This is a genomic window from Priestia sp. BR_2 (assembly GCF_041954005.1).
Taxonomy (GTDB): Bacteria; Bacillota; Bacilli; order Paenibacillales; family Paenibacillaceae; genus Paenibacillus_AQ; species Paenibacillus_AQ lautus_A.
This window is the reverse complement of sequence record NZ_JAVFHM010000318.1, coordinates 1-612: the sequence shown is the minus strand read 5'-3', so window position 1 is coordinate 612 and position 612 is coordinate 1. Positions and strand designations below refer to the sequence as shown.

The window sequence follows — 612 nt, the reverse complement described above, 5'->3', positions numbered from 1 at the left end:
GTCCTCCATCTATCCGCAGTGCTGAACCATTAATAGCTGATGAAAGTGGACTACTTAAGAAAGTAACAAGGTTTGCAATTTCTTCTGGACGGATAAACCTTTGGATAATAGAGGTGGGGCGATTTTCTTTCATAAATCGCGTTTCAGCTTCTTTTAGAGTTAATTGTTCATTTGGATAAAGACTATTTAGCATTGTTTCTACTCCTTCAGTTAGAGTTGAACCAGGCATAACGGTATTAACTGTCACATTTGTGCCTGTGCATAATTCAGCTAAACTACGAGAAAGAGACAATTGCATGGTTTTAGTTGCACTGTAATGAGCCATTTCTTGAGAAGGCATAATAGCTGCCTCACTTGCAATGAAGATTACTCTTCCTTCTTCTTTTTGAATCATTTTCTTGAGGTAAGAGCGTGTTAATCGAACGCCACTCATAATGTTGACTTCAAATAACCGAAACCAATCTTCATCTGGTATATCAAAGTATTCAACAGGTTCAAAAATGCCAAGATTATTAACGAGAATATCTACTTCTGGATACTGTTCCATTAGCTGTTGACAACCCTGCTCTGTTCCTAGGTCATGTACAGCAGGATGAAGAATAGCTTGAGGAT

Annotated in this window: 1 protein-coding gene; it reads right to left on the bottom strand. The window is 38.1% G+C overall.

The annotated features are described in order from the left end of the window. Positions 1-612 (bottom strand): SDR family oxidoreductase (locus RB298_RS28040; RefSeq protein ID WP_486049641.1); only part of this gene is annotated, 612 nt, incomplete at both ends.